Source organism: Teichococcus aerofrigidensis, assembly GCF_054073225.1.
The window spans coordinates 15,738-28,349 of record NZ_JBSXMU010000001.1 but is presented as its reverse complement, the minus strand read 5'-3'; the positions used below and the strand labels follow the sequence as shown (position 1 = coordinate 28,349).

Sequence of the window (12,612 nt, the reverse complement as noted above, 5' to 3'; positions counted from 1 at the left end):
CCGTATCTAGCCGCATAGTGGATGCTTCGGCTTCAGCTGCTCGCGTTCCTACCTCGTCCGGCACCACAACTTGCCGCGCGCGGCAGGCTTCGAAGAACTCACCATCGCCAAGCCATTAACACCCTGACATTGTTGGCAGATTTTCTGGTCTCGGGATTGGCGCACTCGGTGGCTCCGAGTCTGAAGAAAGCCGTGCGCCTGTCCGTGGAACGTGCAGAGGCGCACGCCGCAGATCAAAGGGTTACGGCGTGCGCAGTCCATCTAAGTGCGCGCCGTTATATGATCGTCTCCATTCCCTTTCCGGAGAAGGCACAGGGCGGGAACGCTTCGGCGTAAAGCCGCCTTGATACCTGGCCCCCAAGGCATAGCCTGCTTCCATGTCCAGGGAACCTGCCCTCCGCGCCGCCCGCCCTTCCCCGGACTTCACGGACCGGGCCAAGGGGACCTGCCGATGCTGAGCCTCGCCGCGACTTCCTGCATCGCCCGCCGGGGCAGCCCCGCGGAGACCGCCAGATGACTTCCCGCTGTTCCGCCGCGGCTGCGCCGCTGACCACGCCGGCCGGCGCAGCCGGATGAGCCAGGCGACGATGCCGGAAGACGCTTCCCCTTCCCCTGCGGCGGCGCGCCGGAACCGGCTGGCGGTCGTCTCGGCCATTGGTGTCGGCCAGATCCTGGCCTGGGGGTCCTCCTACTACCTGCTGGCGGTGCTGGCGGGGCCGATCGCCGCCGACACCGGCTGGCCGCTGACCTGGATCATGGGCGCCCTCTCGGTCGGGATGCTGGTGTCCGGCCTGGTGTCGCCGCGCATCGGCCATTTCATCGACCGGCGCGGCGGCCGCCCTGTGCTCGCGGCCAGCGCCGCCCTGCTCTCCGGCGGCCTGCTCCTGCTCGGACTGGCGCCCGGCCTGCCCGTTTTCGTGCTGGCCTGGGTGGTCCTTGGCCTGGGCATGGGCGCCGGGCTCTACGACCCGGCCTTCTCGACGCTGGGGCGGCTTTACGGCGAGCAGGCGCGCTCGGCCATCACCCACCTCACCCTGTTTGGCGGCTTCGCCAGCACGGTCTGCTGGCCGCTCAGCGCCCTGCTGGTGGACCAGTTGGGCTGGCGCGGCGCCTGCCTGACCTATGCCGCCCTCCACCTCGCGGTCGTGCTGCCGCTCTACCTGCTCGGCGTGCCGCGCGAAGCCGCCAAGCCCGCCACGGCACCCACGGCACCCACGGCCGCCAGGGCCGCCTCGGCGGCGGGCCATGTGCGGGCGGGCCAGCGCTACGCCTTCCTCATGCTGGCGGCGGGGTTCACCCTGGCGGCGGTCATCATGACCGTGCTGTCCGTCCACCTGCTGACGCTGCTGCAGTCGCAAGGACTGGCGCTGGGGACCGCCGTTGCCCTGGGCACGCTGATCGGCCCGGCCCAGGTCAGCGCCCGCCTGCTGGAGATGCTCTTCGGCAGGAAGGCGCACCCGATCTGGAGCCTGCTCGTCTCCGCGGTGCTGGTGGCGGTCGGGCTCGGCATGCTGGCCGGCGCGCCGGGGGTCGCGGCGGCGGGCATCGTCCTGTACGGCATGGGCAGCGGCATCCGCTCCATCGCCCGCGGCACCGTGCCGCTGGCCCTGTTCGGCCAGGAAGGTTACGCCGTGCTGATGGGACGCATCGCCATGCCGACCCTGGTCGCGCAGGCCGCCTCGCCCTTTCTGGGAGCCTGGCTGCTGGACGGCTTCGGCGCCTCCACCACGCTGGCCGTGCTGTGCGCGGCTGCCGGGCTGAACATCCTGATGGTGCTGGTACTGTTGCCCCATGCGCTTCGACGCTGTTGATCGCCACCCCGAACAAGGATGAGGCTTTCGTGACCGCTCCGAACACAGCCGCTCCTGCCGGCCAGCCCGCCGCGGTAACCATCCGGCCCGCCACGGAGGCCGACATGGACGCAATCGCCGCCATCTACCGGCACCACGTGCTCCATGGCACCGCCACGTTCGAGACGGAGGCACCGTCGGCTGAGGACATGCGGCAGCGCCGGACCGCCATCCTGGGGCGCGGCCTTCCCTATCTTGTCGCCGAAGGCGCCGACGGCAGCGTGATCGGCTATGCCTATGCAGGCGCCTACCGACCTCGGCCGGCCTACCGGAATACGCTGGAGAACTCGGTCTACATCAAGGAGGAGGCCCGGGGCCGCGGTATCGGCCGCCGCCTGCTTCGAGCGTTGATCGAGGAATGCACCGTGCTCGGCTATCGGCAGATGGTGGCCGTCATCGGCGACAGCGCGAACGAGGCGTCAATTCGCCTCCACAGGGCGTTCGGCTTCGAGTTGACCGGCACGTTGCGGTCAGTGGGGCGGAAGCATGGACGCTGGCTCGACACTGTGCTGATGCAGAAGGCGCTCGGCGATGGCGACGGATCCGCGCCCGCCGCCGAGCAGTTGCCGGGGGACGGATTGCCCGGCCCGCATGGACAGGAGCCGCGCTAGGGCGGCCTGTCGTGGCCAGCCGACACACTACGAGACCGGGTTGCCTTGCTTCTCCAACCCCCACGGCGCGATGCACTCCCTGATGCTGGCGGCCAGCAGGGCGTAGGTCCTGTGCCGGGGAGAGGTGCTGCGCCAGGACATGGTGAGGTTCCTGACCGGTGCCCCGGACGACAGCGGGCGGGCGACGACGAGCTTCTCCCGCAGAACGTCGGACCGGACGTAGAGCGCTGGCAGCAGGGTGATGCCCATGCCGGTCGCCACCATCAGGCGCAGCGTGTCCAGCGTCGTGCCGGCGTAGTCGCGCGCATGGATCGCGCCCACCCTTTCGCAGAGCGCCGCGATGGGGTCGTGGATGCGATGCCCGCGCTCCATCGTCAGGATGGTCTCTCCCGCGAGGTCCTCCGGGTCGATCATCTCGCATCCGGCCAGCCGGTGATCCGATGGCAGCACGACGTGCAGCGGTTCCCGCAGGAGCCGCACCGAGGTGAAATCGGCGTGGCCAGGTTCGTCCGCCATGAGCAGGGCCTCGAAGGTGCCGTCGGAGAGCTTCTCGGGCAGGTTCTCCATGCGGTCCTCGCGGACTCCGATGCGCAGGTTCGGGAACCCGGCCTTGAGGGTGGGCATCGCGACCGAGAGAACATAGGCGCCGACGGTCTGGACGACCCCGAACAGCAGGGTGCCCTGGAGCGCCTCGGGATCGTCCCGCCGCGCGATCTCCCGGATGTCCTCCACTTCCGCCAGGATCGTCCTGGCCCGCCGGGCGATCTCGGCGCCGGCCGGCGTCAGGATGACGCGGGCGCGTGTGCGCTCGATCAGCCGGGCGCCCAGCCGGTCCTCCATTTCCTTCACCTGCATGCTCAGCGTCGGCTGGGTGACGTGGCAGGCTTCGGCGGCCCGGCTGAAGCTCAGGGTGTCGGCGATGGCCACGAGGTAGCGGAGCTGCTGGATGCGGGGCATGGCCGACTTATAGAGAATTTCTATAAGGGAAGGCAGAACTTCCGATTTCTTCCCAGGGATCGGGTGTGGCTATTCGCCTTCGCCGAGCACCACGAGGTCCCCACCGTGCCAGAAGCCGACACCATTCAGGCAACGGGGCGCAAGCCCTCCCTGTTCCGCTCCTTCCTCGACCACAGCGCCTCCGGTGGGCTGGTGCTGATGTTCGCCTCGGCCCTCGCCCTGCTGGTTGCCAATTCCGGTGCGGCGCCGGGCTACCAGGCTGCCCTGCGCGCCTATATCGGCCCGCTCAGCCTGCTGCACTGGATCAACGACGCCTTGATGGTGCTGTTCTTCCTGATGGTCGGGCTGGAGATCAAGCGCGAGATGCTGGACGGCCAGCTGGCCACCTGGGGCCGCCGTATCCTGCCCGGCATCGCGGCGCTCGGCGGCATGGCGGTCCCGGCGCTGGTCTACGTCGCCTTCAACCTCGGCAATGCCGAAGCCCTGCGGGGCTGGGCCGTGCCCGCGGCCACGGACATCGCCTTCGCGCTTGGCGTGCTGTCCCTGCTGGGGCCGCGCGTGCCCGCCTCCCTCAAGGTGTTCCTGGCCGCGCTGGCCATCCTCGACGACCTCTGCGCCGTCCTGATCATCGCCGTGTTCTACACCGCCGAGCTGTCGCTCCCGATGCTGGGCGGCTCGGCCGGGGTGGTGGCCCTGCTCATCGGCCTGAACCGGGCGGGGGTGACGCGCCTCTGGCCCTACCTGGCGCTCGGCGTCTTGCTCTGGATGCTGGTGCTGAAGTCGGGCGTGCATGCCACCCTGGCGGGCGTGGTGCTGGCGCTGGTCATCCCGCTGCGGAACCGCAAGGGCATGCCGGACGACACGACCATCTCGCCGCTGCACCGGCTGGAGCACGCACTGCACCTGCCGGTGGCCTTCATCGTCCTGCCCATCTTCGGCTTCGCCAATGCGGGCGTGTCCTTCGGCGGCGTGGCGCCGGAGGTGGCGATGGGGTCGGTGTCCATCGGCGTGGCCGCCGGTCTGTTCCTGGGCAAGCAGCTCGGCGTCTTCGGCGGCACCTGGCTGGCCCTGCGCGCCGGGCTGGCCGCGGCCCCGGCGGGCGCGACGATGCTGCAACTCTACGGCACGGCGCTGCTTTGCGGCATAGGCTTCACCATGAGCCTGTTCATCGGCCTGCTGGCCTTCCCGGACCAACCCGGGATGCAGGACGCCGTGAAGATCGGCGTCATCGCCGGGTCGGTCCTGTCCGGTGTCCTGGGCGCGGTGGTGCTCGCCCTTGCGGCCCAGGGCCGTCGCTACGCCAATGCCTGAAGGAACCGACCGGATGCAGCGCGTCACCCTCTCCCGCTTCCTGATCGAGCAGCAACGGGAGGGCGGCGACCTGCCGCCGCAGCTTCGCCTGCTGATCGAGGTGGTCGCCCGCGCCTGCAAGGCGATCAGCCACACCATCAACAAGGGCGAGCTCGGCGGCGTGCTCGGCAGCCTCGGCCAGGAGAACGTCCAGGGCGAGGTGCAGAAGAAGCTGGACGTCATCGCCAACGACATCCTGCTGGACGCCAACGAGTGGGGCGGCAACCTGGCCGCCCTGGCCTCCGAGGAGATGGAGGCCATCCACCCCATCCCGCACCGCTACCCCAAGGGCGAGTACCTGCTGGTCTATGACCCGATCGACGGCTCCAGCAACATCGACGTCAATCTGAGCGTCGGCACCATCTTCTCGGTGCTGAAGGCGCCGGAGGAGGCATCCGGGCGTGCCGTCACGGAGGCCGACTTTCTCCAGGCGGGGCGGCAGCAGGCGGCGGCGGGCTATGCCATCTACGGCCCGCAGACCACGCTGGTGCTGACCTTCGGCAAGGGCGTGTTCGGCTTCACCCTAGACCGCGAGGTCGGCTCCTGGGTGCTGACGCAGCCGAACATCACCATCCCCGCCGGGTACCGGGAGTTCGCCGTCAACATGTCCAACCAGCGGCACTGGGCGCCGGGCGTGCAGCGCTACGTCGCGGATTGCCTCGCCGGGAAGGACGGGCCGCGCGGCGTGGATTTCAATATGCGCTGGACCGGGTCCATGGTGGCCGACGTGCAGCGCATCCTGACCCGCGGCGGCATCTTCCTCTATCCCTGGGACGCGCGGGAGCCGGGCCGTTCGGGCAAGCTGCGGCTGATGTACGAGGCCAACCCGCTGGGCATGATCATCGAGCAGGCGGGCGGCGCGGCCATCGACGGCACCGGCCGCATCCTCGACATCGTGCCGACGAGCCTGCACCAGCGCGTCGCGGTCATCACGGGCTGTGCCGCGGAAGTGGCCATGGTGACGGAGTATCTCACTCCCGGGCATGACGCGGCGGGTTGAGGGCAGACAGCGGGGCCGAAGAAGCCGGCGGAAGGCCTGCGATCGCCTGCCGACAGCGGGGTGAGCCTCCTCACGCGCCGCCGAGCAGGGTGGATACCGCCCAGCCCGCGATACCGGTCATCACCACCACCAGCCACGCCGGAACCTGCCAAAGGACCAGCGCGGCGAAAGCCGTCAGCGCGACCGCGAAGTCCGCCGGAGTCCGAACGGTCGACGTCCAGATCGGGTCGAACAGCGCTGCCGCCAGGATGCCGACCACGGCGGCGTTCACGCCCATCAGGGCGGCGCGCGCGCCCGGGCGCCCCCGCAGGGCATCCCAGAAGGGCAGCATGCCGTACATCAGCAGGATCCCGGGCAGGAACACCGCCAGGAGCGCAAGGAGGCTGCCCGGCACGCCATTGGGCCAAAGGGCCTGCGCCGCGCCGAGGAAAGCCGCAAAGGTGAAGAGCGGGCCGGGCACGGCCTGGGTGACGCCGTAGCCTGCCAGGAAGCCATCCGCCGAGATCCAGCCGGCCGGCACCATGGCCCGCTCCAGCAGCGGCAACACCACATGGCCACCCCCGAAGACCAGGGAGCCGGCACGATAGAAGGCGTCCACCGTCGCCACGGCATGCGACCCGGTTGCCACCGCCAGAAGCGGCAGGCCGACCAGCAGAACAGGGAACAGCGCAAGGGCGGAAAGCGCGGCGGCGCGCGGCACCCGGAAGGGCAGGTTGACGTCGGATCCCGCCGCCGCCACGTGGCGGTACAAGGCCAGGCCGATGACGGCACCGACCAGGAGGACGCCCAGCTGGGTCACTGCCGAAGGAAGGAGAAGCAGGGCGATGGTGGCCAGGATGGCCAGGGTGGCGCGGGGTCGGTCCGGGCAGAGGCCACTTGCCATGCCCCAGACCGCCTGCGCCACCACGGCGACGGCCACCAGCTTCAGGCCATGCACGACGCCCGCGCCCGCGCCGCCGGTCAGGGCATCGACACCGTAGGCGGCCAGCAGCATCACGAGCGCGGAGGGCATGGTGAAGCCGAGCCATGCCGCCGCGCCTCCCGGCAGGCCGCCGCGCAGCACACCGAGCGCGAAGCCGACCTGGCTGCTGGCCGGGCCGGGCAGGAACTGTCCAAGGGCCACGAGATCGGCATACCCCGTCTCGTCGATCCAGCGGCGCCGGGTGACGAACTCCTCGCGGAAGTACCCGATGTGGGCGATCGGCCCGCCGAACGAGGTCAGCCCGAGACGAAGAAAGACCAGCAGGATCTCGAGAAAGGAGCTCCGCGCCGTAGCTTCTCCCTCCCCGTCGGGTCCGGTGGTGGAGCGAGCAGATGTGTCCATGGGTGGGCCCTCGGCGATTCTTCCGGCAGATCATGCGCGGCCGAAGCCTACACTCCAGTGACAGTCCCGATGGGAGTTGGCTTGGTGGAACCTGGCGAGGCGGAGCGCCGGCCGCGCCGGACACCCGCCGGCCTGGTGGCGCTGATGCGGCGGGACTATGCCATCTGGGAGCCGATCGTGCGGAATCTGGGGCTGACCGCGCAGTAGGCCGGTGTGGGAGGGAGCCGTCGTGGATCAACCGATGCAGCAGGGCGCCACGGCCGGGGACGAGGCCGTCGCATGGGGAGGCCCGCTCGCGGGGCTTCGGGTGCTGGACCTGACTGCTGATCGAGAACTTCCGCCCGGGCGTGATGGAGCGCCTCGGCCTCGGCGCCCGCACCCGCACGCGCAGGGTCGCGGAATGGCAGGCCATCCTGGAGGCGCATGACGTCCATCAAGTTCCCCGGCAGCCCGCAGGCGCCGCTGGCCGCGCCGCCGCTGCTGGGCCAGCACATGGCGGACATCCTCCAGCACGAGTTGAACTACTCTGAGGAGGCAATCCGGGCGCTGCGCGAACGGGGCGCCATCGACAGGGGGACCGGGAAGTGACCGCACAGGGCAGCGCGCGACGAAGGCGGCATGGAAGAACAGGGCCGCTCACGGTGCCGATGACGGCGGGGAGGAGCTGATGGCGGTGCTGCAGACGGAGCTGGACGCGCGCTCGCCGGAATGCGCCGCGAACGCGCGCCACATGCGCTCGCTGGTGGAGGACCTTCGCGCGCAGGCGGAGCGGGTTCGCCTCGGCGGCGGGCAGGTGTCGCGTGAACGGCACGTATCGCGCGGCAAGCTGCTGCCACGGGACCGTATCCGCGCGCTGATCGATCCCCTCTCGCCGTTCCTGGAAGTCGGGCAGTTCGCCGCGCACGGGATGTATGGCGGCGAGGTGCCGTCGGCCGGGATCATCACCGGCATCGGCCGCGTGGCGGGGCGGGAATGCATGATCGTGGCCAACGACGCCACGGTGAAGGGCGGCACCTATTTCCCGCTGACGGTGCAGAAGCACCTGCGGGCGCAGGAGATCGCGCAGCAGAACCGGCTGCCCTGCATCTACCTGGTGGACAGCGGCGGCGCCAACCTGCCGAACCAGGACGAGGTGTTCCCCGGCCGCGACCATTTCGGGCGCATCTTCTTCAACCAGGCCAATATGTCGGCGCAGGGCATCGCGCAGGTGGCGGTGGTGATGGGCTCCTGCACCGCGGGCGGCGCCTACGTGCCCGCGATGTGCGACGAGAGCATCATCGTGCGCAACCAGGGCACCATCTTCCTGGCCGGGCCGCCCCTGGTGAAGGCGGCCACGGGCGAGGTGGTGAGCGCCGAGGAACTGGGCGGCGCCGAGGTGCACAGCCGCATCTCCGGCGTCACCGACCATTTCGCGGAGAACGACGCGCACGCGCTCGGCATCGCGCGGCGGGTGGTGGCGGGGCTGAACACGGTGAAGCGTCCCGCGTTGACGCTGCGCCAGCCCGAGCCGCCACGCTACGCGCCCGAGGAGCTGTATTCCGTCGTGCCCGCCAACGCGCGCACACCCTATGATGTCAGAGAGGTGATCGCCCGCCTGGTGGACGGCAGCGCGTTCGACGAGTTCAAGCGGCTCTACGGCCCGACGCTGGTCTGCGGCTTCGCCCACATCTGGGGCTATCCTGTCGGCATTGTCGCCAACAACGGCATCCTGTTCTCGGAATCCGCGCAGAAGGGCGCGCATTTCATCGAGCTGTGTTCCCAGCGCGGCATCCCGCTGGTGTTCCTGCAGAACATCACCGGCTTCATGGTGGGCCGGAAGTACGAGGCGGGCGGCATCGCCAAGGACGGCGCCAAGATGGTGACGGCGGTGGCCACCTCCGCCGTGCCGAAGTTCACGATCATCATCGGCGGCTCCTTCGGCGCCGGGAACTACGGCATGTGCGGCCGTGCCTATTCGCCGCGCTTCCTGTGGATGTGGCCCAACGCCCGCATCGGCGTGATGGGTGGCGAGCAGGCCGCCGCCGTGCTGGCCACCGTGCGTCGCGACGGCATCGAGGGCCGCGGCGGCACCTGGTCGGCCGAGGAGGAGGAAGCCTTCAAGGCGCCGATCCGCGAGCAGTACGAGCGGCAGGGGCACCCCTACTATGCCAGCGCCCGCCTCTGGGATGACGGGGTGATCGACCCGGCGGACACGCGGCGTGTCCTCGCGCTCGGCCTCTCCGCCAGCCTGAATGCGCCGATCGAGCCGACGCGCTTCGGCGTGTTCCGGATGTGAGGGCGGGCCGATGAGCAGCATCGTCCTGCTCCAGGGCGCCCCGGGCGCGCAGGCCGACGCCAAGGACCTCGTCTTCCTGTGCGGGGGACGGCCGGTGGATGCGGCGCTGGGGGAGGAAACAGGCCGGCGCATCGCCTCGCGCCGGGCCTCCGCCGAGGGGCGGGAAGGCATTGCCGCCTTTCTTGGCAAGCGCCCGCCCGCCTGGCGGCAGGGCTGAGGGAGGGAAAGCCCATGTTCCGCAAGATCCTGATCGCCAACCGCGGCGAGATCGCCTGCCGGGTGATCGCCACGGCCCGGCGCCTCGGCGTGGCGACCGTGGCGGTCTATTCCGAGGCCGATGCCGGGGCCCGGCACGTCCGGCTGGCCGACGAAGCCTGGCCCATCGGACCCGCGCCCGCGCGCCAGAGCTACCTGGTGGGCGAGCACATCCTGGAGGTCGCGCGCCGATCGGGCGCCGAGGCGATCCACCCGGGCTACGGCTTCCTGTCGGAGAATGCCGACTTCGCGGCGGCCTGCGGCGAGGCGGGCGTGGTGTTCATCGGCCCGCCCGCATCGGCCATCCGCGCCATGGGCTCGAAGGCGGAATCCAAGGCGCTCATGGAGCGCTCCGGCGTGCCGCTGGTGCCGGGCTATCATGGGGAGGCGCAGGATCTGCCGCTGCTGGCGCGGGAGGCGGCGCGGATCGGCTATCCTGTGCTGATCAAGGCTTCAGCGGGGGGCGGCGGCAAGGGCATGCGGATTGTCCCGGCGGCAGGCGAGCTGGAGGCCGCCATCGAGGGCGCGAAGCGCGAGGCGCTGGCCTCCTTCGGCGACGACCGCGTGCTGATCGAGAAGTACCTGACGCGTCCCAGGCACATCGAGATCCAGGTCTTCGCCGACACGCAGGGCAACACGCTCTCGCTGTTCGAGCGGGACTGCTCCATCCAGCGGCGGCACCAGAAGGTGATCGAGGAGGCCCCCGCCCCCGGCATGGACCCGATGCGGCGCCGGGCGATGGGCGAGGCCGCCGTCGCCGCGGCACGGGCCGTCGGCTATGTCGGCGCGGGCACGGTGGAGTTCATCGCCGAGGGCGACGCCTTCTTCTTCATGGAGATGAACACCCGGCTGCAGGTCGAGCATCCGGTGACGGAGATGGTGACCGGGCTGGACCTGGTGGAATGGCAGCTCCGCGTGGCGTGCGGCGAGCCCCTGCCGGTGCGGGAGGACGGTCTCCGGCTGCACGGGCACGCGATCGAGGCGCGCGTCTACGCCGAGGACCCCGCGCGGGACTTCATGCCCGCCGTGGGCACCCTGGCCCACCTGCGTCAGCCCACGGAAGTGCCGGGCGAGGTCCGGGTGGACACCGGCGTGCGCCAGGGTGACAGCATCACGCCCAACTACGATCCCATGATCGCCAAGCTGGTGGTCCGGGGCGAGGACCGCCCCGCCGCCGTCCGGCGTCTGGCCGCCGCGCTGGCGGAGTACGAGGTGGTCGGCCTGCAGACGAACCTGGAACTGCTCCGCGCCATCGCCGGGCATGGGGCATTCGCGGCCGCGGAACTGGACACCGGCTTCATCGCGCGCCACGCGGCCGCGCTCATGCCCGTGGCGGCGGCCCGGACTGACGATGCCATCGTCTGGGCGGCCGCGGCTCTCACGGCATTGAAGGATCAGCAGGCAGCGTCGCGGGCCGGCGACGGCGACCCGTGGTCCCCCTGGGCGCAGGCCGATGCGTGGCGGATGAACGGGGAGGGCTACCAGGACCTGCACATCCGGCAGGCTGACGACGAGCGGGTTGCCATCCGCGCCCGCCCCATGGCCGCGGGGCGCTATCGGCTGGATCTGCCCGGCGGGCCGGTGACAGCCGAGCTCGCGGAGGAGCAAGGCGAATCGGTTCTGCTGCTGGATGGCGTGGCGCGCCGCCTGCGGGTGGTGCGGCAGGGCGCAACGCTGACGGTGGTGCTGAAGGGTCGCAACCATGTGCTGGAGGTTGTGGACCCGCTGGCGCCGCCACGAACGGAGACGGCGGGCAACGACCGGGTCCGGGCTCCCGTGCCTGGGCGTATTGCCCGCGTGCTGGTGCGGCCCGGCGACGTCGTGGCGAAGAACGCGCCTCTGGTGGTGATCGAGGCCATGAAGATGGAGCTGACGCTGCGCGCGCCCATGGATGGCTGCGTGGAAAGCGTGCGCCATCAGGCCGAGGAGATGGTGGAGGAAGGGACCGAGCTGGTGACCTTCGCCGCGGAGGCGGCCTCGTGAGCGGGCCCCCGCCGGTGGGCGTGGTGGAGGTCGGGCCGACGGGCATCGAGACGGGCGGCTTCGTGTCGCCCTGATGGATGCCGCCGGCTCGGCTGCCGGTCCGGCGCCAGAAGGCCTCTCGCAGGGGAACATCAACTGCTCGGTCGAGAAGATCCTGCGGCGCCTCGGGCCGGTGGCGGCCCAGGCGCGGGGACACGGGTTACGCGTGCGCGGCCACGTCTCCTGCGGGCTGGGCCGCCCCTAGGAGGGCGAGGGGCTGCCGGCCAGCAGACACAGCACCGCGTCGGAGGGGGTCAGCGGCATCCGCCCCATCCCCCGGAGGACAACGCTTCGCGCAGGCGTCCCAGGACTTCCGACGCCGGAGCCGTGGACATTTCTTCAATGCAGGAGGGCACGCGGGCTGCCGGGCAGGCCGGGCCCGGCCCAGGCGATGGGCATGCCCGGTTGGGCGCGGCGCGCTCCGGGCGCGCGCACATCGCGGCCCAGGGCACGGGCGAGCATCGCCATCAGCCGCGCGCCGACGCTGCCGCCGGCGTTGCTGCCGCCGATCCGCAGCGTGCCGTCCGGCGTCAGGCAGCGGCCCAGCTCTTCCAGAAGGTCCTCCTGGCCGCCGAGGCTCTGGGCGTCCAGGATGGAGGTGCCCAGGACGATGCGGCCGGCGCCGCCATGCTCGGGCAGGTCGATGATCTCGAGCGGCGCCAGCTCCGCCGCCAGCTCCAGGACCTGGCGCAGGCCGTCGCGCCGGCTGTCCAGCACCTGCACCATGGTGTCGGCGGCGGCGGCGATCACCGCCTGGGACCATCCGGCCTGGCGCGGATCGAGGACGGTGAGGCGGGTGATGCGGGGTTCATTCTGAACCATGGCTGAGCGCTCCATTCTGGATGTGCCTATTCTGTTCCTCACCCATGAAGGAATCGCTGACAGCCGGAAGATTTTCCGGAGGCTCGCGCTACTGGGCGGCGCGGCGCCTTCCGGCCTCTTCTCCAGCGCATTGGCCCGGCGAACGC

12 protein-coding genes are annotated in these 12,612 nt (G+C 70.7%); 9 read left to right on the top strand and 3 right to left on the bottom strand.

What is annotated here, in order from left to right:
• The first annotated feature begins 572 nt into the window (after positions 1-572).
• Together ACVMLK_RS00145 and ACVMLK_RS00140 are read left to right on the top strand one after the other, a co-directional pair.
• A complete protein-coding gene (locus ACVMLK_RS00145) occupies positions 573-1,811 on the top strand; it encodes an MFS transporter (RefSeq protein ID WP_457485281.1) in 1,239 nt (412 codons plus the stop codon).
• Positions 1,808-2,461: an N-acetyltransferase family protein gene (locus ACVMLK_RS00140; protein ID WP_457485280.1), complete on the top strand. Its 654-nt coding sequence runs from the start codon at positions 1,808-1,810 to the stop codon at positions 2,459-2,461. The genes ACVMLK_RS00145 and ACVMLK_RS00140 overlap by 4 nt, the downstream gene beginning before the upstream one ends.
• A gap of 27 nt (positions 2,462-2,488) precedes the next feature.
• Here the strand turns inward: ACVMLK_RS00140 and ACVMLK_RS00135 are convergent, their stop codons facing one another.
• Positions 2,489-3,418 carry a LysR substrate-binding domain-containing protein gene (locus tag ACVMLK_RS00135; protein ID WP_457485279.1) on the bottom strand — a complete coding sequence of 310 codons (930 nt, stop codon included), beginning with the start codon at positions 3,416-3,418 and terminating at the stop codon, positions 2,489-2,491.
• Positions 3,419-3,481: 63 nt separating this feature from the next.
• Between ACVMLK_RS00135 and nhaA the strand changes: the two genes are divergently transcribed.
• A complete protein-coding gene (gene nhaA, locus ACVMLK_RS00130; RefSeq protein ID WP_457485278.1) occupies positions 3,482-4,729 on the top strand; it encodes a Na+/H+ antiporter NhaA in 1,248 nt (415 codons plus the stop codon).
• A 13-nt stretch (positions 4,730-4,742) separates the two neighbouring features.
• Entirely contained in the window at positions 4,743-5,768 is a 1,026-nt protein-coding gene (locus ACVMLK_RS00125; protein WP_198367840.1) for a class 1 fructose-bisphosphatase, read from the top strand.
• Positions 5,769-5,838: 70 nt separating this feature from the next.
• On the opposite strand, the gene chrA is transcribed toward ACVMLK_RS00125, so the two are convergent.
• Positions 5,839-7,092, bottom strand: a complete 1,254-nt coding sequence (gene chrA, locus ACVMLK_RS00120; RefSeq protein ID WP_457485277.1) for a chromate efflux transporter — start codon at positions 7,090-7,092, stop codon at positions 5,839-5,841.
• Positions 7,093-7,176: 84 nt separating this feature from the next.
• Here chrA and ACVMLK_RS00115 point away from each other — a divergent pair, with 84 nt between their 5' ends.
• The 5 genes from ACVMLK_RS00115 (at position 7,177) to ACVMLK_RS00095 (ending at position 11,605) form a co-directional block, all read left to right on the top strand.
• Complete coding sequence (locus ACVMLK_RS00115) at positions 7,177-7,299, top strand: hypothetical protein (RefSeq protein ID WP_457485276.1); 123 nt, start codon at positions 7,177-7,179, stop codon at positions 7,297-7,299.
• 216 nt (positions 7,300-7,515) lie between these two features.
• Positions 7,516-7,680: a hypothetical protein gene (locus ACVMLK_RS00110; RefSeq protein WP_457485275.1), complete on the top strand. Its 165-nt coding sequence runs from the start codon at positions 7,516-7,518 to the stop codon at positions 7,678-7,680.
• 79 nt (positions 7,681-7,759) lie between these two features.
• Positions 7,760-9,367, top strand: coding sequence for a carboxyl transferase domain-containing protein (locus tag ACVMLK_RS00105; RefSeq protein WP_457485274.1), 1,608 nt, complete (start codon positions 7,760-7,762; stop codon positions 9,365-9,367).
• Positions 9,368-9,377: 10 nt separating this feature from the next.
• The gene (locus ACVMLK_RS00100; RefSeq protein ID WP_232477397.1) at positions 9,378-9,584 is read left to right on the top strand and encodes a Clp protease/crotonase-like domain-containing protein; all 207 of its coding nucleotides are present in this window, start codon (positions 9,378-9,380) and stop codon (positions 9,582-9,584) included.
• Positions 9,585-9,598: 14 nt separating this feature from the next.
• The gene (locus tag ACVMLK_RS00095) at positions 9,599-11,605 is read left to right on the top strand and encodes an acetyl/propionyl/methylcrotonyl-CoA carboxylase subunit alpha (protein ID WP_457485273.1); all 2,007 of its coding nucleotides are present in this window, start codon (positions 9,599-9,601) and stop codon (positions 11,603-11,605) included.
• 378 nt (positions 11,606-11,983) lie between these two features.
• Here the strand turns inward: ACVMLK_RS00095 and ACVMLK_RS00090 are convergent, their stop codons facing one another.
• Positions 11,984-12,466: a DUF4347 domain-containing protein gene (locus ACVMLK_RS00090; RefSeq protein WP_457485272.1), complete on the bottom strand. Its 483-nt coding sequence runs from the start codon at positions 12,464-12,466 to the stop codon at positions 11,984-11,986.
• Positions 12,467-12,612: the final 146 nt, after the last annotated feature.

Excerpts from the sequence above, each read along its gene's own strand:
- ACVMLK_RS00145 (WP_457485281.1), top strand. The coding sequence starts at position 573 with ATGAGCCAGGCGACGATGCCGGAAGACGCTTCCCCTTCCCCTGCGGCG.
- ACVMLK_RS00135 (WP_457485279.1), bottom strand. The coding sequence starts at position 3,418 with ATGCCCCGCATCCAGCAGCTCCGCTACCTCGTGGCCATCGCCGACACC.
- ACVMLK_RS00125 (WP_198367840.1), top strand. The coding sequence starts at position 4,743 with ATGCAGCGCGTCACCCTCTCCCGCTTCCTGATCGAGCAGCAACGGGAG.
- chrA (WP_457485277.1), bottom strand. The coding sequence starts at position 7,092 with ATGGACACATCTGCTCGCTCCACCACCGGACCCGACGGGGAGGGAGAA.
- ACVMLK_RS00110 (WP_457485275.1), top strand. The coding sequence starts at position 7,516 with ATGACGTCCATCAAGTTCCCCGGCAGCCCGCAGGCGCCGCTGGCCGCG.
- ACVMLK_RS00105 (WP_457485274.1), top strand. The coding sequence starts at position 7,760 with ATGGCGGTGCTGCAGACGGAGCTGGACGCGCGCTCGCCGGAATGCGCC.
- ACVMLK_RS00100 (WP_232477397.1), top strand. The coding sequence starts at position 9,378 with ATGAGCAGCATCGTCCTGCTCCAGGGCGCCCCGGGCGCGCAGGCCGAC.
- ACVMLK_RS00095 (WP_457485273.1), top strand. The coding sequence starts at position 9,599 with ATGTTCCGCAAGATCCTGATCGCCAACCGCGGCGAGATCGCCTGCCGG.
- ACVMLK_RS00090 (WP_457485272.1), bottom strand. The coding sequence starts at position 12,466 with ATGGTTCAGAATGAACCCCGCATCACCCGCCTCACCGTCCTCGATCCG.